This is a genomic window from Streptomyces sp. NPDC001606, from assembly GCF_053596835.1.
Genome location: NZ_JBSFHC010000004.1, coordinates 395,391 through 418,445 on the forward strand (window position 1 = coordinate 395,391; position 23,055 = coordinate 418,445).

The 23,055-nt window shown below is 71.2% G+C and carries 17 protein-coding genes; 8 read left to right on the forward strand and 9 right to left on the reverse strand.

Annotated features, from left to right (window positions below):
• Positions 1–15: 15 nt before the first annotated feature.
• From ACWCV9_RS11525 to ACWCV9_RS11555, 7 genes are all read right to left on the reverse strand, one after another.
• Positions 16–732 carry an ABC transporter ATP-binding protein gene (locus ACWCV9_RS11525; protein ID WP_385843041.1) on the reverse strand — a complete coding sequence of 239 codons (717 nt, stop codon included), beginning with the start codon at positions 730–732 and terminating at the stop codon, positions 16–18.
• Positions 729–1,595: an ABC transporter ATP-binding protein gene (locus ACWCV9_RS11530; RefSeq protein ID WP_450785735.1), complete on the reverse strand. Its 867-nt coding sequence runs from the start codon at positions 1,593–1,595 to the stop codon at positions 729–731. The genes ACWCV9_RS11525 and ACWCV9_RS11530 overlap by 4 nt, the downstream gene beginning before the upstream one ends.
• A 6-nt stretch (positions 1,596–1,601) precedes the next feature.
• Positions 1,602–3,374, reverse strand: coding sequence for a branched-chain amino acid ABC transporter permease (locus tag ACWCV9_RS11535; protein ID WP_450785795.1), 1,773 nt, complete (start codon positions 3,372–3,374; stop codon positions 1,602–1,604).
• A gap of 5 nt (positions 3,375–3,379) precedes the next feature.
• A complete protein-coding gene (locus tag ACWCV9_RS11540; protein ID WP_385843043.1) occupies positions 3,380–4,309 on the reverse strand; it encodes a branched-chain amino acid ABC transporter permease in 930 nt (309 codons plus the stop codon).
• Positions 4,310–4,438: 129 nt separating this feature from the next.
• The gene (locus ACWCV9_RS11545) at positions 4,439–5,665 is read right to left on the reverse strand and encodes a branched-chain amino acid ABC transporter substrate-binding protein (RefSeq protein ID WP_450785736.1); all 1,227 of its coding nucleotides are present in this window, start codon (positions 5,663–5,665) and stop codon (positions 4,439–4,441) included.
• 466 nt (positions 5,666–6,131) lie between these two features.
• A complete protein-coding gene (locus tag ACWCV9_RS11550) occupies positions 6,132–6,620 on the reverse strand; it encodes a hotdog fold thioesterase (RefSeq protein WP_450785738.1) in 489 nt (162 codons plus the stop codon).
• Between the two features lie 53 nt (positions 6,621–6,673).
• A complete protein-coding gene (locus tag ACWCV9_RS11555) occupies positions 6,674–9,043 on the reverse strand; it encodes an FdhF/YdeP family oxidoreductase (RefSeq protein WP_450785739.1) in 2,370 nt (789 codons plus the stop codon).
• A 185-nt stretch (positions 9,044–9,228) separates the two neighbouring features.
• Here ACWCV9_RS11555 and polA point away from each other — a divergent pair, with 185 nt between their 5' ends.
• From polA to ACWCV9_RS11580, 5 genes are all read left to right on the forward strand, one after another.
• Entirely contained in the window at positions 9,229–11,955 is a 2,727-nt protein-coding gene (gene polA, locus ACWCV9_RS11560; RefSeq protein ID WP_450785741.1) for a DNA polymerase I, read from the forward strand.
• Between the two features lie 248 nt (positions 11,956–12,203).
• Positions 12,204–12,569, forward strand: a complete 366-nt coding sequence (locus ACWCV9_RS11565) for a hypothetical protein (protein WP_450785743.1) — start codon at positions 12,204–12,206, stop codon at positions 12,567–12,569.
• 302 nt (positions 12,570–12,871) lie between these two features.
• Complete coding sequence (locus tag ACWCV9_RS11570) at positions 12,872–14,632, forward strand: lytic transglycosylase domain-containing protein (RefSeq protein WP_450785745.1); 1,761 nt, start codon at positions 12,872–12,874, stop codon at positions 14,630–14,632.
• 143 nt (positions 14,633–14,775) lie between these two features.
• Entirely contained in the window at positions 14,776–14,910 is a 135-nt protein-coding gene (locus ACWCV9_RS11575; RefSeq protein WP_450785747.1) for an SPW_0924 family protein, read from the forward strand.
• A gap of 27 nt (positions 14,911–14,937) precedes the next feature.
• Positions 14,938–15,933, forward strand: coding sequence for a DUF3068 domain-containing protein (locus ACWCV9_RS11580; protein ID WP_450785749.1), 996 nt, complete (start codon positions 14,938–14,940; stop codon positions 15,931–15,933).
• Here the strand turns inward: ACWCV9_RS11580 and hrpB are convergent.
• Positions 15,923–18,475 carry an ATP-dependent helicase HrpB gene (hrpB, locus tag ACWCV9_RS11585; RefSeq protein ID WP_450785751.1) on the reverse strand — a complete coding sequence of 851 codons (2,553 nt, stop codon included), beginning with the start codon at positions 18,473–18,475 and terminating at the stop codon, positions 15,923–15,925. The genes ACWCV9_RS11580 and hrpB overlap by 11 nt on opposite strands.
• A gap of 70 nt (positions 18,476–18,545) precedes the next feature.
• Complete coding sequence (locus tag ACWCV9_RS11590) at positions 18,546–19,430, reverse strand: class I SAM-dependent methyltransferase (RefSeq protein WP_450785753.1); 885 nt, start codon at positions 19,428–19,430, stop codon at positions 18,546–18,548.
• Positions 19,431–19,750: 320 nt separating this feature from the next.
• Between ACWCV9_RS11590 and rpsA the strand changes: the two genes are divergently transcribed.
• From rpsA to coaE, 3 genes are all read left to right on the forward strand, one after another.
• Entirely contained in the window at positions 19,751–21,241 is a 1,491-nt protein-coding gene (gene rpsA, locus ACWCV9_RS11595) for a 30S ribosomal protein S1 (protein WP_385843057.1), read from the forward strand.
• A 195-nt stretch (positions 21,242–21,436) separates the two neighbouring features.
• Entirely contained in the window at positions 21,437–22,375 is a 939-nt protein-coding gene (locus ACWCV9_RS11600; protein WP_385843058.1) for a PAC2 family protein, read from the forward strand.
• Between the two features lie 45 nt (positions 22,376–22,420).
• A complete protein-coding gene (coaE, locus tag ACWCV9_RS11605) occupies positions 22,421–23,032 on the forward strand; it encodes a dephospho-CoA kinase (RefSeq protein ID WP_450785756.1) in 612 nt (203 codons plus the stop codon).
• The last annotated feature ends 23 nt before the right edge of the window (positions 23,033–23,055 follow it).

Consider the following 23,055-nt stretch of genomic DNA (forward strand, 5'->3'; position numbering starts at 1 on the left):
GAAGCCGGCGTCTTCTCAGTCCTCGCCCAGGTACGCCTTGCGTACCGACTCGTCGTGCAGCAGGTCCTGGCCGCTGCCCGACAGGACGACGGAGCCCACCTCCATGACATGGCCCTGGTCGGCCAGGGAGAGCGCCGCCTGGGCGTTCTGCTCGACCAGCAGAATCGTCGTCCCCTGCGACTTCAGCTCCGCGATCGTCGCCATGATCTTCTGCATCATGATCGGCGACAGCCCCATGGACGGCTCGTCCAGCATCAGCAGCTTCGGCCGGGACATCAGCGCCCTGCCCATCGCCAGCATCTGCTGCTCACCGCCGGAGAGGGTGCCCGCGGCCTGCTTGCGCCGCTCGCCCAGGATCGGGAAGAGGTCGTAGGCCCGCTGGATGTCCTTCTCGATGCCGTCCTTGTCCTTGCGGAGGAAGGCGCCGAGCTGGAGGTTCTCCGCGATGGTCAGGCGCGGGAAGATGTGCCGGCCCTCGGGGGAGTGCGCGAGCCCCAGGGCGACGATCTTGTGCGCGGGGATGCCGGCGAGCGGCTTGCCGTCGAAGACGATCTTTCCGGAGACCGGCTTCAGCAGACCCGACAGGGTGCGCAGGGTCGTCGTCTTGCCGGCGCCGTTGGTGCCGATGAGGGTGACGACCTGGCCGGCCTCGACGCTGAACGAGATGCCCTTGACGGCCTCGATCTTGCCGTAGGCGACCCTGAGGTCCTCGACCTCGAGCAGTGCGGTCACGGGGCCTCTCCCTCGGTGGTGCTCGTGCTCTCCGTGGCGGCGTCGGCGGCGGCCTCCGCGGCCTCGACCTCGGCGGCCTCCGCCGTACCCGGGTCGCCCTCGAACGGTTCGCCCAGGTAGGCGGCGACGACCCGCTCGTCGGCCTGGACGACGTCCGAGGTGCCCTCGACCAGCTTCTCGCCCTGGACGAGGACGGCGACCCGGTCGCACAGGTTGAAGATGAAGCGCATGTCGTGCTCGATGACGAGGACGGCGATGCCCTTGTCCCGGATGGCGAAGACCAGTTCCTCGGTGGCCCGGGTCTCCTGCGGGTTCATGCCGGCCGTCGGCTCGTCGAGCAGCAGCAGACCCGGCTCGCTGGCCAGCGCCCGGGCGATCTCCAGCTTGCGCTGCTCGCCGTAGGGCAGGTTGCGGGCGAGGTGCTCGCGCTTGCCGGCCAGGCCGACGAACTCCAGGAGCTCCATGGCCTTCGCCTCGGACTCCTTCTCCGCCTTGCGGAAGCCGGGGCCGCGCAGCAGCGCCGACCACAGCCCCTCCTTGGTGCGGGTGTGGCGGCCCACGAGGACGTTCTCCAGCACCGTCATGTTGGCGAAGAGCCGGATGTTCTGGAAGGTACGGGCGATGCCCGCCTGCGTCACCAGGTGCGGCTTGGGCGGCAGCACCTTGCCCTGGTAGGCGACCGTGCCCTCGGTGGGGACGTACAGACCGGTGAGGCAGTTGAAGAACGTCGTCTTGCCGGCGCCGTTGGGGCCGATCAGGCCGACGATCTCGCCGCTGTTGACCGTGAAGTCGACGGACCGGACGGCGGTCAGGCCGCCGAACCGCATGGTGACGTCACGGGCTTCGAGTACAGGTGTCGTCATGGTTCCTCACGCCCCTGCCTTGGTGACGGCCGCTTCGTCGGACAGCGTCGCCTGCTGGGGTACGTCGAGCTGGCCGGTCTCGTGGAACTCCAGCTGACGGCGGCGGTTGGCGATGATGCCCTCCGGCCGGAACCGCATGAGCAGGATCAGCGCGACACCGAAGGCCAGCAGCTCGTAGTTCTGCATGAACTGGAGCTTCTCCGGGATCAGATAGAGCAGGCTGGCGCCGAGCAGCGGGCCGCTGACGGTGCCCATGCCGCCGAGGACGACGGCGGCCAGCAGGAACGCCGAGTTGGGCGGGGCGGCACCGGCGAACTGGTAGGGCTGCGGGTTGACGCTGTAGTTCACGTGGGCCATCACGGTTCCGGCGAGACCCGCGAGGGAGGCGCCGAGGGCGAAGGCGATGAGCTTGACGCGGAAACCGTTGATGCCCATGGCGGTGGCGGCGGTCTCGTCCTCGCGGATGGCGATCCAGGACCGGCCGATGCGGGAGTCGGCGGCGCGGGTGAAGACGAGCACGACGACGGCCGTGATGATCAGCATCAGGAACAGGTAGTTGGCGAACCGGCCGAGCGTGAACGAGCCGATCTGGTGGGCGTCGCCCAGGTTGAACCCGAAGATGTTGATGTCGGGGATCTGGGTGATGCCGTTGGGGCCACGGGTGACGTTCGGTCCGGAGTCGCCGTCCAGGCTGTTGACGGTGATCCGGAAGATCTCTCCGAAGCCCAGGGTCACGATGGCCAGGTAGTCGCCGCGCAGCCGCAGCGTGGGACCGCCGATCAGCACGCCGAAGACCAGCGAGGCGGCCATGCCGGTGAGCGCGGCGGCCCAGAAGGGGAAGTGGACGTCGAACGGCGAGTACTCGGAGCCCGAGACCAGCGCGGCCGCGTAGGCGCCGACGCCGAGGAAGGCGACGTAGCCGAGGTCGAGCAGACCGGTGAGACCGACGACGATGTTCAGGCCGAGGGCCACGGTGGCGAAGATCAGGATGTTCACACCGATGTTGGCGTTGTGGTCGTCGCTCTGGGTGAACGGGAAGATCACGGCGGCCACGAAGGCGAGCGTGGTGGCGAAGCTCCGGTGCCGGGCGGACATGGCCGCGTAGCGGTCGAGGAGACCCGCGTGCACCAGGCCCCAGGCGGCGAACACCAGGACCAGCAGGAAGCCGATGAAGGTCTCGCTGTCGTCGTCGTTGATGCCGATGCCGTAGGTGAAGACCACCAGGCCGAGGGCGGTGCCGACGGTGACGGCGGCGCGCTCCGCGAGCGGCGACAGGCTGCCGTGGTGCGGCTGGTCGGGCTTGGTGAGATAGCCCTTGATGCCGGTGCCCGGCGCCGGGTGGGGCAGGGCGAGCGCGCCGATGAGCGGGAGCGCGGAGGCCGCCATGGCCACGAAGCCGCCCGGCTCCAGATTGACCAGACCACCGAGGTCGACGGCGATGGCGAGGCCGGTGAACCAGCAGACCGCGAACGCCGAGAGGCTGGTCAGGACGACGGGGGTGGTGGCCCCCGAGGGGTTGAGCCAGCCCAGCCCCTTCACGTTCCACAGGGTGAGCCCGTACAGCAGGGTCAGCGCGCCGGCGACCAGGGCCAGGATTTGCAGACCGGCCGGATAGCCGTAGATGGTCAGGTCGCCGGGGAAGTCGGGCGTCCAGGTCCAGCTGAGGAAGGTGCTGGCGATGGTGCCGACGGCGCCGGCCGCGATCAGCAGCCGGGCGGCCAGGGGCGGCAGCGGTATCGGACCGCGCTCGGCGGGGGCCTGGGTGGTGGTGTCGGTCATGCTGCTCACGCCCTGTCCGCGACGCGTTCGCCGAGCAGGCCCTGTGGCCTGAAGAGGAGTACGAGAATCAGGAGGACGAAGGCCCACACCGGGGCCCAGCTCATGCCGCCCAGCTGGTGCATGCCCGGGACGTCGGAGATGTAGGCGGTGGCCATGGCCTCGGCGAGACCGAGCACGAGACCGCCGAGCATGGCGCCGTAGATGTTGCCGATGCCGCCGAGGACCGCCGCGGTGAAGGCCTTGAGGCCGGCGAGGAAGCCCATGTCGTAGGAGACGGAGCCGTACTTGAGGCCGTACGCCGTGCCCGCGACCGCCGCGAACAGGCCGCCGATGGCGAACGCGATCACGATGATGCGGTTGGTGTCGATGCCCATCAGCTGCGCGGTGTCCGGGTCCTGCGCGGTGGCCTGCATGGCGCGGCCGGTGCGGGAGAGGCGGACGAAGAAGGCGAGGATCGCCATGCAGACCGGCGCGGCGATGATCAGGAAGACGTCACCGCTCTGCACCGTGACCGAGCCGAGGTGGTACGGCCCGAACGGCAGCTGCGGGAACACCCGGGCGGTCTTCGCGTTCGGGTAGAGGTTGAACACGAGCTGCTGGAGGGCGAGCGAGAGGCCGATGGCCGTGATCAGCGGTGCGAGCCGTGGCGCGCCCCGCAGCGGCCGGTAGGCGAAGCGCTCGGCGCCCACGGCGATCAGTACGGCGATCAGCGCGCCGCCGAGGAGCATCGCGGGCAGGGCTATCCACATGGATATGCCGTCGGGCAGGGCGAGATAGACCGTGAGGGCGCCGAAGCCGCCCGTCATGAAGATCTCGCCGTGGGCGAAGTTGATGAGCTGGACGATGCCGTACACCATCGTGTAGCCGATGGCGATCAGCCCGTACATCGAGCCGAGGAACAGCCCGTTGGCCAGCTGCTGCGGCAGGGTGTTCACCGCATGGCCTCCATGTGGTGGGGAGAGTCAAGGGGAAGGGAACGGACGGGCCGCGCGGTGACGGTGGTCAGTGCCGCGCGGCCCTGGTGGTGCGGTGGTGCCGTCGGTGCCTTGAGTCGGCCGGACCCGTTACTTCGGGTTGGCCAGGCCGCTCTTGACGGACTTCCACTCCCCGTTGGTGACCTGGTAGACGGTCAGCTGCTTGTTCGTGGTGTCGCCGAACTGGTCGAACGAGATCTTGCCGGAGATGCCGTCGAAGGAGGTGTTCTGGACGGCGTCGACGACCTTCGAGCGGGCCTCGTCCGGGAGCTTGCCGTCCTTCACGACCTGGCCGACGGCCTTGATGATGGCGGTGGTGGCGTCGTAGGCGTACGAGCCGTAGGTGCCGTAGTCACCGGGGTACTTCTTGGCCTTGTAGGCGCTGACGAAGTCCTTGGCGGCGGGCAGGGTGTCGACCGGGACACCGATGGAGGTGACCAGGTCGCCCTCCGCGGCCTTGCCGGCGGTCTTGATGTAGGTCGGGGTGAACATGCCGTCGCCGCCGAACAGCGGGATCTTGGCCCCGGCGTCCTTGAGCTGCTTGGTCAGCACCTGGGACTCGTCGTACTGGCCGCCGTAGTACAGCAGGTCGGCACCCGAGTTCTTGATCTTGGTGACCAGGGTGGAGAAGTCGCGGTCGCCGACGCTGACGTGGTCGGTGCCGATGACCTTGCCGCCCTGCTTGGTGAACTGCTCCTTGAAGATCTTGGAGAGGCCGGCGCCGTAGGTCTGCTTGTCGTCGACGACGAACGCCTTCTTCTTGTGCAGGCCGTTGAAGGCGTAGTCCGCGGCGAACGCACCCTGGAGGGCGTCGGTGGTCGCGGTGCGGAAGTACGTCTTGAACGGACGGGACTTCTTGGTCTGCCAGTCCTTGCCCTGGGTCAGCTCCGGGGCGGTGTTGGACGGGGAGATCTGCACCAGGTTGGCGGTGGCGAAGACCTGCTGCATCTGCGTCGCCACACCGGAGTTGAGCGGGCCGACCACGCCGAGGACGCTCTTGTCGGAGACGAGCTGGGTGGCGTTCTGCTGGCCGGTGGCCGGGATCGCCTTGTCGTCCAGGGCCTTGATCTTGAAGGTGACGCCGGGGACGGTCTTGTTCTTGTTGGCGTCGTCCACGGCGATCTGCGCGCCGTACTGGATGCCGAGGCCCGTGGCGGAGTTCTGGCCGGTCAGCGGGGCGTCGACGCCGATCGTCACCGTCACGTTGCCGTTGTCGCCGCTGCCCTTGCCGTCGTCGTTGCGGGAGCCGCAGGCGGTGAGAGTCAGAGCTCCGGTGGTCAGCACGGAGGTAAGAATCACCAGAGAACGCTGTCGCACAATCGATCCTTTCCGCAGGCACGCCAGTCCCCTGAAGGGTCTGCGGGTGCCGCGCCGGTACCGAACTCCCGTTGGAGCGGTGACTGGCCGTGACTCTAAGCCCGGTGTGGAGACCTGGGCAGCGCCGTGCGCTTCCTTGTGACTTTCTTGTTATGACGGCGTGGACGCCTGACTTCCGGCCAGGAAGATCTCGGCCGGTTTGGCGGAATTTCCGCGCGGTCCGGATTTTGAGAATTCGCACTTCCGGTTGGTCGTGGGCCCCTCGCCGCGGATCGCCGCCACGCGGGCGCGCAGGCGCGGTACAGAAAGATCCACAAGGGCGAACCTTTGCAGAGGAGAAGGTCGTGTGTATTGCACGCACGTTACGGAGTGTTACACCCGGAAAAGAGAAATTCCCCAGTCAAAAGGGCCCGGTCCGGCTCCTGTTGGGGAGCGGTACCGGGCCCGTGCGGCGGGGTGCGGGGGGTCAGGCCGAGGCGCCCGCCCGGTCGCCGTCCTGCGGACGCACATCCCGCAACAGGCAGGTCAGCCGGGCCGTGCACACCCGGTGGCCCTCCTCGTCGCTGATCACGATCTCGTACGTCGCCGTGGACCGGCCCCGGTGCACGGGCGTGGCCACGCCGGTCACCAGGCCCGAGCGGACCCCGCGGTGGTGCGTGCAGTTGAGATCCACACCGACCGCGATCTTGGAGCTGCCGCCGTGCAGCATCGAGCCGACCGACCCCAGGGTCTCCGCCAGCACTGCGGAGGCGCCGCCGTGCAGCAGGCCGTACGGCTGGGTGTTGCCCTCCACCGGCATGGTCCCGACGACCTTCTCCGCCGAGGCCTCCAGGATCTGCACGCCCATCCGGGTGCCCAGGTGCCCGGCCGAGAACAGGGCCGGGAGGTCGACACCGAGCGCGGCGTACTCCTTGAGGACCTCCTGCGGGAACTTCACCTGCTGCTGCTCACCCATCGGCCCTGCTCCGTTCGTCGTACGGCTCTCACATCGCGTCGCTGAGCAAACGCTCAGTCGGTCGCCGATTGTTCCAGACGGGCCTCCGCGCGCGCCTGGCCGTCCTCCCCACGTGCCTGGCCGTCCTCTGCACGTGCCTCGCGGGCGTCCTCCGTACGCGGCTCCAGGCGTACGACGACGGACTTGCTGGCCGGGGTGTTGCTGGTGTCGGCGGTCGCGTCCAGCGGCACCAGGACATTGGTCTCGGGGTAGTACGCCGCCGCGCATCCCCGGGCCGTCGGATAGAGCACGACCCGGAAGCCGGGCGCACGCCGCTCCACCCCGTCCCGCCACTCGCTCACCAGGTCGACGTACGCCCCCTCGGCGACCCCGAGGGCCCGCGCGTCCTCCGGGTTCACCAGCACCACCCGGCGGCCGTTGCTGATGCCCCGGTAGCGGTCGTCGAGCCCGTAGATCGTGGTGTTGTACTGGTCGTGCGAGCGCAGCGTCTGCAACAGCAGGCGCCCCGCGGGCAGTTCGGGGAACTCCACCGGCGCGGCCGTGAAGTTGGCCTTGCCGGTCGCCGTCGGGAAGCGGCGCTCGTCGCGCGGGGCGTGCGGCAGCGTGAAGCCGCCGGGCCGGGCCACGCGCGCGTTGAAGTCCTCGAAACCGGGGATCACACGCGCGATGCGGTCACGGATCGCCGCGTAGTCCTTCTCGAACTCCTCCCACGGCACCACACTGCGCTCGCCCAGCACCCGGCGGGCCATCCGGCACACGATCGCCGGCTCGGACAGCAGCCGCGGGCCCGCCGGTGCCAGCCGGCCACGCGAGGCGTGCACCATGCCCATGGAGTCCTCGACCGTCACGAACTGCTCGCCGCCGGCCTGCACATCCCGCTCGGTGCGCCCCAGCGTGGGCAGGATCAGCGCACGCGCGCCCGTGACGACGTGCGAGCGGTTCAGCTTGGTCGACACATGCACCGTCAGCCGCGCGCGCCGCATCGCGGCCTCGGTGACCTCCGTGTCGGGGGAGGCCGCGACGAAGTTGCCGCCCATCGCGAAGAACACCTTCGCCGTGCCGTCGCGCAGCGCGCGGATCGCCCGGACCACGTCGAAACCGTGCTCGCGCGGCGGGGCGAACCCGAACTCCTTCTCCAGCGCGTCCAGGAAGGCCGGCGCGGGCCGCTCGAAGATGCCCATCGTGCGGTCGCCCTGCACGTTCGAGTGGCCGCGCACCGGGCACACACCGGCGCCCGGACGGCCGATGTTGCCGCGCAGCAGCAGGAAGTTGACCACCTCGCGGATGGTCGGCACGGCGTGCTTGTGCTGGGTGAGCCCCATCGCCCAGCAGACGATGGTCCGCTTCGAGGCGAGCACCATCGCGAGCGCCCGCTCGATCTCCGCGCGCGTGAGACCGGTCGCGGTCAGCGTCTCGTCCCAGTCGGCGGCCCGGGCCGCCTCGGCGAACTCCTCGAAGCCATGGGTGTGTTCGCGGACGAACTCCTCGTCGACCGCGCCCTCCGTCTCCAGCACCAGCTTGTTGAGGAGCCGGAAGAGGGCCTGGTCGCCGCCGATGCGGATCTGGAGGAACAGATCGGTGAGCGCGGCACCCTTGAGGAGTCCCTGCGGGGTCTGCGGGTTCTTGAACCGCTCCAGGCCCGCCTCGGGCAGCGGGTTGACGCTGATGATCCGCGCCCCGTTCGCCTTGGCCTTCTCCAGCGCCGACAGCATGCGCGGATGGTTGGTGCCCGGGTTCTGCCCGGCGACGATGATCAGGTCGGCCTTGTACAGATCCTCCAGCAGGACGCTGCCCTTGCCGATGCCGATGGTCTCGCTCAGCGCCGAGCCGGACGACTCGTGGCACATGTTCGAGCAGTCCGGCAGGTTGTTCGTGCCCAGCTCGCGCGCGAAGAGCTGGTACAGGAACGCCGCCTCGTTGCTGGTGCGGCCCGAGGTGTAGAAGACGGCCTCGTCGGGGGAGCCGAGGGCGGCGATCTCCTCGGCGATGATGTCGAAGGCACGCTCCCAGGTGACGGGTTCGTAGTGCTCCCCGCCCTCGGGCAGATACATGGGGTGGGTCAGCCGGCCCTGCTGCCCCAGCCAGTACCCGCTCCGGCCGGCCAGGTCGGCGACGGGGTGCGCGGCGAAGAACTCGGGGGTGACCCGGCGCAGGGTGGCCTCCTCGGCCACCGCCTTCGCGCCGTTCTCGCAGAACTCCGCCTTGTGCCGGTGGTCCGGCTCCGGCCAGGCGCAGCCCGGGCAGTCGAAGCCGTCCTTCTGGTTCACGCGCAGCAGTGTCAGCGCGGTGCGCTTCACCCCCATCTGCCGCTGGGCGATGCGCAGGGTGTGCCCGATGGCCGGCAGCCCGGCGGCCGCGTGCTTCGGCTCCGCGACCTGCGGCGCGTCCTGAACCGGGTCTCCCTTGGGCGGCTTCGTCGCCATCGCCCGCTCCCCTTCGGCTGGGTGTGAGAAGTACGCCGACGATCCTCCCACGAGGCACCGACAACGGGCCCGGGCGGGCGTGCGGGGACCGGCACCCTTGCCTGCCCCCTGGTCCTGTGGCGCCTCTCACAGCCGCCGGAGCCGAGCGGCCCGGACTGTCAGTGCGGCGTGGCAGGATCGGGGACGTGGCAGAGACAGCACCGAAGCAGACCGACAAGACCCCCGGCGGCCCCCGTCCCCGGCTGATGCTCATGGACGGGCACTCGCTGGCCTACCGCGCGTTCTTCGCGCTGCCCGCGGAGAACTTCACGACCGCGACCGGCCAGCCGACGAACGCGATCTACGGCTTCGCGTCGATGCTGGCCAACACCCTGCGTGACGAGGAGCCCACGCACTTCGCGGTGGCCTTCGACGTCTCCCGCAAGACCTGGCGCTCCGAGCGCTTCACCGAGTACAAGGCGAACCGCTCCAAGACCCCGGACGAGTTCAAGGGCCAGGTCGAGCTGATCGGCGAGCTGCTGGACGCCATGCACGCGCCGCGCTTCGCCGTCGACGGCTTCGAGGCGGACGACGTCATCGCCACCCTCGCCACCCAGGCCGAGGCCGCGGGCTTCGAGGTGCTGATCGTCACCGGTGACCGCGACTCCTTCCAGCTGGTCACCGACCACATCACCGTGCTGTACCCGACCAAGGGCGTCTCGGAGCTGACCCGGTTCACCCCGGAGAAGGTTTTCGAGAAGTACGGCTTGACGCCCGCCCAGTACCCGGACTTCGCGGCGCTGCGCGGCGACCCGTCCGACAACCTCCCGGGCATCCCCGGCGTCGGCGAGAAGACCGCCGCGAAGTGGATCAACCAGTTCGGGTCCTTCGCGGAGCTGGTCGAGCGGGTCGACGAGGTCAAGGGCAAGGCCGGGCAGAACCTCCGGGACCACCTGGAGGCCGTCAAGCTCAACCGCGTCCTCACCGAGCTGGAGCGCCAGGTCGAGCTGCCCAAGACCGTCGCCGACCTGGAGCGGGCGCCGTACGACCGCAAGGCCGTCGCGATGATCCTGGACACCCTGGAGATCCGCAACCCGTCGCTGCGCGAGCGCCTCTTCGCCGTCGACCCCGGCACCGAGGAGGCCGAGACCACCCCGGTCGCCGCCGACGGCATCGAGCTGGACGGCGCGATCCTCGGCAGCGGCGAGCTGGCCGGCTGGCTCGCCGAGCACGGCACCGGCACCCTGGGCGTCGCCACCGTGGACACCTGGGCGCTGGGCGCCGGCTCGGTCGCCGAGGTCGCGCTCGCCGCGGCCGGGGGAGCGGCCGCCTGGTTCGACCCCGCCGAGCTGGACCAGACCGACGAGAACGCGTTCGCCGCCTGGCTGGCCGACGCCGGCCGCGCCAAGGTCTTCCACAACGCCAAGGGCGCCATGCGGGTCTTCGCCGAGCACGGCTGGAGCGTCGAGGGCGTGACCATGGACACCGCGCTCGCCGCGTACCTGGTCAAGCCGGGCCGCCGCTCCTTCGACCTGGACGCGCTCTCCCTGGAGTACCTGCACCGCGAGCTGGCCCCGGCCGCCACGGCCGACGGCCAGCTGGCCTTCGGCACGGACGAGGGCGCGGAGGCCGAGGCCCTGATGATCCAGGCCCGCGCGGTCCTGGACCTCGGCGAGGCCTTCGAGGCCCGCCTGGAGGAGGTGGGTGCCGCGGACCTCCTGCGGGACATGGAGCTGCCCAGCTCCGCGCTGCTCGCCCGCATGGAGCGGCACGGCATCGCGGCCGACCGCGCGCACCTCGAGGCGATGGAGCAGATGTTCGCGGGCGCCGTGCAGCAGGCCGTGAAGGAGGCCCACGCGGCCGCCGGCCACGAGTTCAACCTGGGCTCGCCCAAGCAGCTCCAGGAGGTCCTCTTCGGCGAGCTGGCCCTGCCCAGGACGAAGAAGACCAAGACCGGCTACACCACCGACGCCGACGCCCTGGCCTGGCTCGCCACCCAGACCGACAACGAACTGCCGGTGATCATGCTCCGGCACCGTGAGCAGGCGAAGCTGCGGGTCACCGTCGAGGGCCTGATCAAGACCATCGCGGGCGACGGCCGTATCCACACCACCTTCAACCAGACGGTGGCCGCGACCGGCCGCCTCTCCTCCACGGACCCGAACCTCCAGAACATCCCGGTCCGCACGGACGAGGGCCGGGCGATCCGCCGGGGCTTCGTGGTCGGCGAGGGCTTCGAGTCCCTGATGACGGCCGACTACAGCCAGATCGAGCTGCGCGTGATGGCCCACCTCTCCGAGGACGAGGGCCTGATCCGGGCGTTCACCTCCGGCGAGGACCTGCACACCACGGCCGCCTCCCAGGTGTTCGGCGTCGAGCCGGCCGCGGTCGACGCGGAGATGCGCCGCAAGATCAAGGCGATGTCGTACGGCCTGGCGTACGGCCTGTCCGCCTTCGGCCTCTCCCAGCAGCTGAACATCGAGGCGGCGGAGGCGCGCGCCTTGATGGACGCCTACTTCGAGCGCTTCGGCGGGGTCCGCGACTACCTGCGCCGGGCGGTCGACGAGGCCCGGGCCACGGGCTACACGGCGACGCTCTTCGGCCGCCGCCGGTACCTCCCCGACCTCAACAGCGACAACCGCCAGCGGCGGGAGGCGGCCGAGCGCATGGCCCTCAACGCGCCCATCCAGGGCACGGCGGCCGACATCGTCAAGATCGCCATGCTCAAGGTGGACAGCGCCCTGCGGGCGGCGGACCTGAAGTCCCGCATGCTCCTCCAGGTCCACGACGAAATCGTCCTGGAGATCGCCCCCGGCGAGCGGGCGGCCGCGGAGGAGATCGTCCGCCGCGAAATGGCGAACGCGGTCCAGCTCAGGGCCCCCCTGGACGTCTCGGTCGGCGTAGGCCCGGACTGGGAGTCCGCCGCACACTAACCTGCGGCGCCTCAGCCCCCGGGGGCGCGGGCCCCGCCCGCGTCCCCGCGCGGAGGCCCTCGGGTGCCTGGGCAAGCCCCCCAGGCGGCCCCCGCCCGCACCCCACAACCGGCCGGACCCCTACCCGCACCACACAACCGGCCGGACTGCCACCCCCGCACACAACCGGCTGGGCCCCCGGAGGGGGCTTCACTCACGTGGCCCCCGTCAAAACGCCCCGGGGCGTCCGCAGCCGCAACACTGCGGGCATGGGTATACGCATGCTCCACCGCCGGACGCCCAAGGCAGTCACCCGGGCCTGGGCGGACACCGCCTCGGCGTGGGCCCTGCCGGCCTCGCCGGTGCCGGTCCTCGCGGCCGACGCGAGCACCGCCCGCATTCCGGCCGACCGCGCCGCGACCGTCCGCCGGGCCGCCGCCGGTCTGCGCCGCCCCCTCCGCGCGGTCCGCAGACCCGACTGGCAGCAGTGGGCCGACCTGGCCCGCGGCTATCTCGCGCTCGCCCTCACCCTCGTCCCGCGCTCCCGCCCCCGGCCCACCGTGACCGTCTTCGTCGCGTCGCTCGGCGAGCGGCCGGCCGCTGCCCGGCCGTCGGAACCGGACACCGGAGCCTGACCCCGCGCCGGCGCACAGAAGCACCCCGCCCGCCAACGCACCCCGCGCCCCAAACCGTTGATCACCGGTCGTCCGATATATGGGACGGCGGTCCACACACCCATGGCAACGACAAGTTGGCCAACTGGTGAAAATCGGGCAGGAATGGCTGTCCGTGTAAACCAAGTTGTCGTAGGGTCACCTGGGCCCCCGCGGGAGGCACGGAAACAGGGGCAACCACAGCACCACGTCAACCGTCACACCAGAGCGAGGCAGACAGGCGGAAGACGGACGCACGGACGTCCACGGGAGGGGTTCACTCTATGGCGGCGCACTTCGGCAGGCGGCTGCGCAAGGGAGCGGCGACCACAGCGGTGGCCGCGGCAGCGGTAGCGGCTCTCTCCGCGTCCCAGGCTCCGGGAGCGACCGGCGAGGACCACGGCAGACAGACAACCGCCGGCGCTTCCACCCCGGTACCGGACCGGACCTCCGACGACAACGCCACCGGCAACTCGCCGTACTACACGGACCTGCCCCCGCTGCACAGCCCCAAGCCGAGCCCCTCGCCGAGCACCGGCGTGCCCAACGGCACCGGAACCGGCGAGGCGGGCATCCCGGCCACGGTCCTCGACGCGTACAAGAAGGCGGAGGCCGAACTGCGCACCGCCAAGCCCGGCTGCAATCTGCCCTGGCAACTCCTCGCCGCGATCGGCCAGGTGGAGTCGGGCCAGGCGCGCGGCGGGCGCGTGGACGCCGACGGCACGACGCTCCGCCCGATCCTCGGCCCGGTGCTCGACGGCAACGGCTTCGCGCTCATCAAGGACACCGACCACGGGGCGTACGACGGCAACAGCCAGTACGACCAGGCCATCGGCCCCATGCAGTTCATCCCGTCCACCTGGGCCTGGGCCGGCCGCGACGGCAACGGCGACGGCAAGAAGGACCCCAACAACGTCTACGACGCCGCCCTCGCCGCCGGCCACTACCTGTGCCGCAACGACTGGGACCTGTCCAGCACGGCCGGCCTGCACAGCGCGATCCTCAGCTACAACAACTCGCAGGACTACCTGAACACCGTCCTGTCGTGGATGGAGTACTACCGCAAGGGCACCCACTCCGTGCCGGACGGCACCGGCGACGTACCGTCCCACCGCAGCGACAGCGGCACCCCGCACACGAAGTCCCCGAAGCCCTCGGAGCCGCACGGCGGGAAGCCGGCCCCCAAGCCGCATCCCAAGCCGGACCCGAAGCCGGCGCCGGACCCGAAGCCGGAACCCAAGCCGGACCCGAAGCCGGTCCCGACGCCCCCGCAGACCCCCACCGACACGGTGGACCACCTGACGGACGCCGGCACCGGCAAGCTCACCGCGCGGACCGGCGACGCCTTCACCGAGCAGATCGCCACCCGCGCCGAGACCAAGGCCGGCGCGTCCGTCGGCAAGGTCAGGGTCAGGTTCACCATCGCCGGGGACACGGACGCGACCTTCACCGGCGGCGAGACCGTCGCCACGGCCGTCACCGACGCCCACGGGGTGGCCAAGGCACCGGCGCTCCAAGCGGGCCAGAAGACCGGCGACTTCAAGGTCGTCGCCACCGTCGTGGGCCGCGCGGTCAGGGCCGTCGCCTACACCGCCTCCGTCACCGAGCGGGTCGCCGACACCCTGGCCCGCACCAGCGACACCGACCTGACCTGCACCCCGGGCGGCGAGTTCGCCGACCAGGTCCAGGTGAAGGCGACGTACAAGGGTGCCGTCGCGGACCGGGTGGCGGCCACCGCCACCCTGATCAAGTCCACCGACGACCCCACGGAGAACGACAAGGGCCCGTACTTCAAGGACGCCCACGGCAAGCCCGTCCGCACCCTGACCGGCCTCACGACCGACGCCAAGGGCCTGCTGACCCTGCCGAAGCTGTACGCGGACGACACCACCGGCACCTTCCTGCTCCGCATCACCACCCCCGGCGGCGGCATGCTCACCGTCGAGCTGAAGGTCTCCGCGGACGACACCTCGGCGAGCCCGAGCCCGAGCCCGAGCCCGACTCCGACTCCGACCTCGTCCCCGAGTCCCTCCGCCTCGTCCTGACCCGATCGGCCCCAGGGCGCCCTCTCCGCACCGGCGGGGAGGGCGCCCTCGTTCGTGCGTGCAGCGCTGTTCTCATCTCGCCCGCCCGTTGCTACGGTGCCGGACCTGACGCATCATCAGGAACGCTCCGCCGGGAGGCCCGCATGCGCGCCCTCATCGCCGCCGCGACCGGTCTCGCCCTCGCGTTCGCCCTGGTCCTCACGATCAGCGCGACGGGCGCGCCGACGGGCCCCACCTCACCCAAGCCGCTGCTGACGACCGTGCCCGCGCACCCGTGACCGGGCCCGTCCGGGAGGGAGGCCGGAATGCGCCGCAAGGCAAGCCTGGTCCTGCTCGCCTGTGCCGTGTTCTGCGCGGCGCTGTCCCCGCTGCTGCGCTGGTACGCCTTCCCGCGCCTGGCCAGGATCCCCGCGAACCAGTACCAGGACATGGTCCTGGAGGCGAAGGGTGCCACCCTGCTCGACTACGGCACCATGCGCGCGAAGAAGGTCTCCAAGGTCACCATCGTGCAGACCCTCAAGGGCGACACGGCGGCCGCGCGCAGGATCGGGAAGGCGGCGGGCCGGCCGGTCGTCGTCTGGGACGGCCTCTCCTACGTCCAGGGCCCCGACGGCAGGATGGTCTCCCGGATACCCGAGCGCTACATCTTCGACGCCCACAGCCAGGACCCGGTGCACGCCACCGGCGAGATGGTCGACGGCGACCCGGTCAGGCGGGACGGGATCGAGTTCAAATGGCCCTTCCTCACCCGGAAACGGGACTACGAGTACTTCGACGCGCAGACCCGCACCACCCGCCCCATCCACTACGAGGGCACCCGGACCTTCCGCGGACTGACCGTCTACGTCTTCGAGCAGACCGTCCCCTGGACCAAGGTGCCCTTCCCGAAGGCCATGCCCGTGCAGGGCATCACCCCCGAGTCGGTGGCGAGGACGGGCACCACCCGCTGGTACACCACCGTCCGCCGGTTCTGGGTCGAACCGGTCACCGGGGCGCCCGTCTACGGCGAGGAGATCCACCGGGAGGAGCTGCGCGGCGGCACCCTGCTCGGCGGCAGGGACCGGGTCACCGCGTTCGCCGGGCACGTGAAGATGCGCGAGGACTACATCGAGCACACGGTCGCGCTGGTCAAGCACAACCGCACCCTCGTCCTGACGCTCACCTCGTACGTCCCCCGGGGCTCCCTGCTCCTCGGCCTGCTGCTGTCGTCCCTGTCCCTCTACCTGGAGGCACGCGGCCGGCGCCCTAGGGACCCGGCGGACTCCGCACCGCGCGCGGAAGCCGGACCGGTCAGCGCCTGAGCCGCGCGTTGGTGTGCCGCGTGGGTTCCGCGGTCGCCGGGTCCTCCGGCCAGGGATGCTTGGGATACCGGCCGCGTAGCTCCGCCCGTACACCCTTGTAACCGTCCTTCCAGAAGGACGCGAGATCGGCCGTCACGGCGACCGGCCGCCCGGCGGGCGAGAGCAGGTGCACGAGCAGCGGCACACCCGCGACGACCGGCGTCTCCTCCAGGCCGAACATCTCCTGGAGCTTCACCGCGAGCACCGGACGCTCGGGGTCCGCGTAGTCGATCCGGATCCTGGACCCGCTCGGTACGGCGATCCGTTCGGGCGCCAGTTCCTCCAGCCGCGCGGCGTCCCCGCTCGCCCACGGAAGCAACCGCGCCAGCCCCTGCCCGGCGTCGATCCGCCCGAGATCGGCCCGCCGCCGGGCCCGGCCCAGCTCCGGCTCCAGCCACTCGTCCACGCGCGCGTGCAGCGCCTCGTCCGACACGTCCGGCCAGGGCGCACCGAGATGCCGGTGCAGAAACGCCAGCCGCTGCCGCAGACCGACCGCCTCCGGCGCCCAGCGCAACAGCCCGAGCCCGTCCTGCCGGAGCCCGTCCAGCAGAGCGGCGCGCACCAGACCGGGCTCGACCTCCTTCAGGGGGCGTACGGCCAGCTCCACGGCGCCCAGCCGTTCGACGCGCCGGGCCACGACGTCCCCGTCGGCCCAGTGCACCTCGTCCCGCTCCGTCAGCAGCGCCCCGGCCGCGGCCCGTGCGACGTCCTCGGACACCGCGGCGCCGATCCGCACGCGCGCGTGGCCCTTCCCGGTGGGCCGGTCGGCGACGGCGACGACGATCCAGGGCGCGCCGCGCAACGCCGACCCGTCCACCGGCTCGGCCCGCGTCCCGGACACCATGAGGTACGACCCTCCGTCGAGCCTGGCGACCCGCTCGGGAAAGGCCAGCGCAGCCACCACCCCGACAAGCCGCTCATCACCACCCGCCACCCCGACGGGGCCGCCCGGGCCGGCGCCGTCCCGCCGACGGTCCTGCGCGGCCGGGTGGGAAAGCTCCGCCGGGTGGGAAAGCTCCGCTGACAGGGCCCGGAGGCGCCGCGCCTCAGCGGCCCAGCGCTCCGCGTACGCGTCACCCCCACGCCGCGCCCGCCGCAAGGCCCCCGCGAGATCATCGCCGTACTCCCGGGGTACTTCCTCGGAGAGCAGGGCGACCACCTCGGCACCCGCGCCGGAGGTGTCGAGCAGCGCCCGCCCGAGCCGAGGGTGCACTCCCAGCCGGGCCAGCCGCCCCCCGACCTCCGTGGCCCGCCCGGCGGAGTCCACCGCGCCCACCGCCGCCAGCGCGGCGCGCGCCGCCGCCATCGCCCCACCCGGCGGCGGATCCAGCAGGGCCAGCCCCGAGGCGTCCGGATCGCCCCAGCAAGCCGCCTGAAGGGCGAACGCGGTCAGATCGGCCACCTTGATCTCCGGCGCCGGAAACGCCGGCAGCCGCCCGTCCTCGGCCTCCGACCAGCACCGGTACACCGCCCCCGGCGCCTCACGCCCGGCCCGGCCCGCCCGCTGCCGCCCGGCCGCCCGCGACGCCCGGACCGTCGTCAGACCGCTCAGCCCGCGCGCGTGATCCACCCGCGGCTCCCGCGCGAGCCCCGAGTCGACCACCACCCGCACCCCCGGCACGGTCAGCGACGACTCCGCCACCGACGTGGCCAGCACCACCCGGCGCCGCTCCCCGGCCGAGAGCACCGCGTCCTGCACGGCGGCCGGCGCCCGCCCGTGCACCTGGAGCACGTCGACGTCGCCCGGCCCGCCCAGCTGTCCCGCCACGCGCGCGATCTCCCCGACCCCGGGCAGGAAGCACAGCACGTCCCCGTCCCGCTCCACGAGCGCCCGCCGCACCACCGACGCCACATGCGCCAGCAGCGCCGGATCCACGCGCATCCCGTGCGGCGGCCGTACCGGACGGGCGGGCGGGGCCCACACCACCTCCACGGGATGGGCGATCCCCGCCGCCTCCACCACCGGAGCCCCGCCGAGCAGCCGCGCCCAGCCCTCCGCGTCCGTGGTCGCCGACGCGGCCACCAGACGCAGCTCCGGCCGCAGCGCCTGCCGTACGTCCCACAGGAAGGCGGCCGCCGTGTCCGCGTCCAGATGCCGTTCGTGGCACTCGTCGAGCACGACGACGTCCACCCCGGCCAGTTCCTGGTCCCGCTGCAACCGCTGGAGCAGCACCCCGGTCGTCACGACCTCCACGCGCGTGCGCCGGCTGGTCACCCGCTCCCCGCGCACCGTGAAGCCCACGCTCTCACCGGGCCGCTCGCCCAGCAGCCACGCCATCCGCCGGGCCGCCGCACGCGCCGCGATCCGCCGCGGCTCGGCCACCACGACCCGCCGCGCCGGACCGTCCCCGACCAGCCCGGCCAGCACCAGCGGCACCAGCGTCGTCTTGCCGGTGCCGGGCGGCGCCACGAGCACGGCGGTGCCGGCGCCGTCCAGCGCGTCGGTCAGGGCGGGCAGGGCGGAGCGCACGGGCAGCGCGTCCAGGGCGTCGTAACGGATCACGCCCCCAGTGTCGTACGACGGCGAAAACGGCCCCTACGCGCGTGTGCCCCCGATGATCCGCGGAGGCCGGTCAGTCCCGCTCGCACACGAAGATCGCCGTCCCCGGGATCAGCCGGCCGCGCAGCGGGGACCAGCCGCCCCACTCCGCGGTGTTCCAGGCCGGCCACTCCGGCTCCACCAGGTCCACCAGCCGGAACCCGGACGCCACGACGTCCCGGACCCGGTCGCCGACCGTTCTGTGGTGCTCCACGTAGACCGCGCGGCCCTGCTCGTCCTGCTCGACGTAGGGCGTGCGGTCGAAGTAGGAGGCGGCCACCGACAGACCCTCGGGGCCCGGCTCGTCCGGGAAGGCCCACCGGATCGGATGCGTCACCGAGAACACGAACCGGCCGCCCGGCCGCAGCACCCGGCGCACCTCGCGCAGCACCAGCCGCGGGTCGGCGACGAAGGGCAGCGCCCCGTACGCCGAGCAGGCCAGGTCGAAGGAGCCGTCCGCGAAGGGCAGCGCGGACGCGTCCGCGCAGACGAGCGGAAACGATCCGCCGATGCGCAGCGCGTGCTGCAACTGGCGGTGCGAGAGGTCCAGGGCCACCGGGTGGGCGCCCTGCGCGGCCAGCCAGCGCGAGCACTGCGCCGCACCCGCGCCGATCTCCAGGACGGCCCGGCCCTTCAGCTCCTCCGGCGGGCCGAGCAGCTCGGCCTCCACCTCGTCCAGCCCCTCCGGACCCCACACGAAGCGGTCGTCCCCGAGAAAGGTGCCGTGCTCGACCTGGTACTCGTCCGCGTTCCGGTCCCACCAGCCACGATTGGCCCGCGCGCTCTCCGTCACACCGGCGTCACGCCGGGTGGCCTCCGGTTCGGACCCCTCGGGCCCGCCGTGCTGTTCCGTCTCCGACTCTTGGATGATCGGCTCCCTCGTCGTACTCTTCCGTCCAACCCGCCGGGGGTGTCTCACGGAAGGGTTGCCCAGGCCTGCGCGGCCAGTTGGGACGTTTTTTCCGCCGGGAATGCGGCGATCCGCCCTGGGGTGCGCTGTCGCGCATTGACCCTGTCCGGCTGCCCCCGTATGCTACAAGTTGCGCTGCGGGCCTGCGCACCTCAGACGTAGCAGGCTGCGCTCGCATCTGTTGTATGTCCCCTCGGTTCTCGAGGCGCCACCGGGCACCCGGTGCTCAAGTGGCGCTTCCTTGGCTGTCCGGCTTCATCAGAGCGAAACGGGCTCCCGGCGTAAGCAGTACCTACGACTTCAATGTCCGTACCGGAGCCCTTTCCCACATGACGAGCAGCACCGAGACCACCGCCACCACCCCGCAGGTAGCGGTCAACGACATCGGTAACGAGGAAGCCTTCCTCGCCGCGATCGACGAGACGATCAAGTACTTCAACGACGGCGACATCGTCGACGGCGTCATCGTGAAGGTCGACCGGGACGAGGTCCTGCTCGACATCGGTTACAAGACCGAAGGTGTCATCCCGAGCCGCGAGCTCTCGATCAAGCACGACGTCGACCCGAACGAGGTCGTCGCCGTCGGCGACGAGATCGAGGCCCTGGTCCTCCAGAAGGAGGACAAGGAAGGCCGCCTGATCCTCTCGAAGAAGCGCGCCCAGTACGAGCGTGCCTGGGGCACCATCGAGAAGATCAAGGAAGAGGACGGGATCGTCACCGGTACCGTCATCGAGGTCGTCAAGGGTGGTCTCATCCTCGACATCGGCCTCCGTGGCTTCCTTCCGGCCTCCCTGGTCGAGATGCGCCGTGTCCGCGACCTTCAGCCGTACGTCGGCAAGGAGCTCGAGGCCAAGATCATCGAGCTGGACAAGAACCGCAACAACGTGGTCCTGTCCCGCCGTGCCTGGCTCGAGCAGACCCAGTCCGAGGTCCGCCAGACGTTCCTCACGACCCTCCAGAAGGGTCAGGTCCGCTCCGGCGTCGTCTCCTCGATCGTCAACTTCGGTGCCTTCGTGGACCTGGGTGGCGTCGACGGTCTGGTCCACGTCTCCGAGCTGTCCTGGAAGCACATCGACCACCCGTCCGAGGTTGTCGAGGTCGGCCAGGAGGTCACCGTCGAGGTTCTCGACGTCGACATGGACCGCGAGCGTGTCTCCCTGTCGCTGAAGGCGACCCAGGAAGACCCGTGGCAGCAGTTCGCCCGCACCCACCAGATCGGCCAGGTCGTGCCCGGTAAGGTCACGAAGCTGGTTCCGTTCGGTGCGTTCGTCCGCGTGGACGAGGGCATCGAGGGTCTGGTCCACATCTCCGAGCTGGCCGAGCGCCACGTGGAGATCCCGGAGCAGGTCGTCCAGGTCAACGACGAGATCTTCGTCAAGGTCATCGACATCGACCTCGAGCGTCGTCGCATCAGCCTCTCGCTGAAGCAGGCCAACGAGTCCTTCGGTGCCGACCCGATGGCGGTCGAGTTCGACCCGACCCTGTACGGCATGGCCGCGTCCTACGACGACCAGGGCAACTACATCTACCCCGAGGGCTTCGACCCGGAGACCAACGACTGGCTGCCGGGCTACGAGAAGCAGCGCGAGGAGTGGGAGCGCCAGTACGCCGAGGCGCAGACCCGCTTCGAGCAGCACCAGCAGCAGGTCGTCAAGTCCCGCGAGGCGGACGCTGCCGCTGCCGCCGAGGGTGGCGAGGCTGCCGCTCCGGCCGCGACCGGCGGTTCGTACTCCTCCGAGGGTGCGGACACCTCCGGCGCGCTGGCCTCGGACGAGGCGCTGGCCGCGCTGCGCGAGAAGCTGGCGGGCGGCCAGAGCTGAGCGCCTGCCGCTCGGCCTAGCCGATAGCTGGTCCTGAGGGGCCGCACCTTTCGAGGTGCGGCCTCTCGGTCTTTTCCCCTCGCGCAGCTCTCCGTGGACCGGGGACCACCGCTTCCTGATCAAGAAGGCATTCGCGGGAATGTCTGCTCCCGACGCCGTGTTGTCGATGAACGGACACGAGGAGGAGCGGTCACAGTGCTTGATCCGCAGGGTTTGTACGCATGGGAGCCGAAGGGCCTCGCCGTGGTCGACATGGCGCTCGCCCAGGAGTCGGCCGGCCTGGTCATGCTCTACCACTTCGACGGATACATCGACGCGGGCGACACCGGCGAACTGATCGTCGACCGGCTGCTCGACTCACTGCCCCACCAGCTCGTCGCGCGCTTCGACCACGACCGGCTCGTGGACTACCGGGCCCGCCGGCCCCTGCTGACCTTCAAGCGCGACCGCTGGACCGACTACGAGGTCCCGGCCATCGAGGTCCACGTCGTCCAGGACGCCACCGGCGCCCCCTTCCTGCTGCTGTCCGGTCCCGAGCCGGACGTGGAATGGGAGCGGTTCGCCGTGGCGGTACGGCAGATCGTGGAGCGGCTCGGGGTGCGTCTCTCGGTCAACTTCCACGGCATCCCCATGGGCGTCCCGCACACCCGTCCCGTGGGCCTCACCCCGCACGGCAACCGCACCGACCTCGTCCCCGGCCACCGCAGCCCCTTCGAGGAGGCCCAGGTCCCGGGCAGCGCCGAGTCGCTGATCGAGTACCGGCTGATGGAGGCCGGACACGATGTCCTGGGCGTCGCCGCGCACGTCCCGCACTACGTCGCGCGCTCTCCGTACCCGGACGCCGCGCTGACCGCGCTGGAAGCGATCACGGCCGCCACCGGACTGGTCCTGCCCGGCGTCGCCCACGCCCTGCGCACCGACGCGCACCGCACGCAGACCGAGATCGACCGGCAGGTCCGGCAGGGCGAGGAGGAACTCACCGCCCTCGTCCAGGGCCTCGAGCACCAGTACGACGCCGCGGCGGGCGCCGAGACCCGGGGCAACATGCTCGCCGAGCCGGCGGACCTCCCGTCGGCGGACGAGATCGGGCGCGAGTTCGAGCGGTTCCTGGCGGAGCGCGAGGGCGAGAACTGACCTCCGCCGGTTCGGCCGCCGGTGGCAGGGCCTAAGCTTCCGCTCATGCTGACAGTGGGCCTGACCGGTGGGATCGGCGCCGGCAAGAGCGAGGTGTCGCGGCTGCTCGTGGAGCACGGCGCCGTGCTGATCGACGCGGACCGCATCGCGCGCGAGGTCGTGGCGCCCGGCACCCCGGGCCTCGCGGCCGTGGTCGACGCCTTCGGGGTGGACGTCCTTGCCGCCGACGGCAGCCTGGACCGCCCCCGGCTCGGCTCGATCGTCTTCGCCGACCCCGACAAGCTCGCCGTCCTCAACTCGATCGTGCACCCCCTGGTGGGCGCCCGCTCCCGCGAGCTGGAGGCCGCCGCGGCCGATGACGCCGTGGTCGTCCACGACGTACCCCTGCTCACCGAGAACGGTCTCGCCTCGCTCTACGACCTGGTGGTCGTCGTGGACGCGAGCCCCGCGACCCAGCTCGACCGGCTCGTCCGGCTGCGCGGGATGACCGAGGAGGACGCACGCGCGCGGATGGCGGCGCAGGCGACCCGGGAACAGCGCCGGGAGATCGCGGACATCGTGATCGACAACGATGTGCCGCTGGACGCGCTGGAGAAGCGGGTCGCCGAGGTGTGGGACACGCTCGTCCGCCGGGCACACGAGAGCGCCGCGCGGTAGACCCGCCGAGGTCCGGGGCAGAG

What these genes read in the sequence shown, in the direction of transcription:
- ACWCV9_RS11530 (WP_450785735.1), bottom strand. Translation starts at nt 1,595, where the DNA reads ATGACGACACCTGTACTCGAAGCCCGTGACGTCACCATGCGGTTCGGC.
- ACWCV9_RS11535 (WP_450785795.1), bottom strand. Translation starts at nt 3,374, where the DNA reads ATGACCGACACCACCACCCAGGCCCCCGCCGAGCGCGGTCCGATACCG.
- ACWCV9_RS11550 (WP_450785738.1), bottom strand. Translation starts at nt 6,620, where the DNA reads ATGGGTGAGCAGCAGCAGGTGAAGTTCCCGCAGGAGGTCCTCAAGGAG.
- ACWCV9_RS11555 (WP_450785739.1), bottom strand. Translation starts at nt 9,043, where the DNA reads ATGGCGACGAAGCCGCCCAAGGGAGACCCGGTTCAGGACGCGCCGCAG.
- ACWCV9_RS11565 (WP_450785743.1), top strand. Translation starts at nt 12,204, where the DNA reads ATGGGTATACGCATGCTCCACCGCCGGACGCCCAAGGCAGTCACCCGG.
- ACWCV9_RS11570 (WP_450785745.1), top strand. Translation starts at nt 12,872, where the DNA reads ATGGCGGCGCACTTCGGCAGGCGGCTGCGCAAGGGAGCGGCGACCACA.
- ACWCV9_RS11575 (WP_450785747.1), top strand. Translation starts at nt 14,776, where the DNA reads ATGCGCGCCCTCATCGCCGCCGCGACCGGTCTCGCCCTCGCGTTCGCC.
- ACWCV9_RS11580 (WP_450785749.1), top strand. Translation starts at nt 14,938, where the DNA reads ATGCGCCGCAAGGCAAGCCTGGTCCTGCTCGCCTGTGCCGTGTTCTGC.
- rpsA (WP_385843057.1), top strand. Translation starts at nt 19,751, where the DNA reads ATGACGAGCAGCACCGAGACCACCGCCACCACCCCGCAGGTAGCGGTC.
- coaE (WP_450785756.1), top strand. Translation starts at nt 22,421, where the DNA reads ATGCTGACAGTGGGCCTGACCGGTGGGATCGGCGCCGGCAAGAGCGAG.